This is a genomic window from Peribacillus sp. SIMBA_075, from assembly GCF_046534585.1.
Window position 1 is genome coordinate 1 of the sequence record NZ_JAWRYN010001711.1, and the last position, 231, is coordinate 231.

Genomic DNA, 231 nt, shown 5'->3' on the forward strand with positions numbered 1-231 from the left:
GCTCTGAAACAGGCGTTGTAAAAATATAAAACTTCGTGTTCGGATTATGAGCCTTTACTGTTCCTAATATTTCTTTCATATTTTGATACTCATAATTCCCGCCATAAATCTCTTTACTAAACTTATCTACTTGCGCCGCTATTTGCGCATCACGTTCTTCTTTCGTATAATCGCGCATCGATTTTATATTCTCTCGATTGTACCGGTCAAGATTCGTACTATGATGGGTGG

1 pseudogene is annotated in these 231 nt (G+C 37.7%); it reads right to left on the minus strand.

The annotated features are described in order from the left end of the window. Positions 1-231: pseudogene (locus tag SB775_RS34275) on the minus strand (hypothetical protein); the annotation flags it as partial.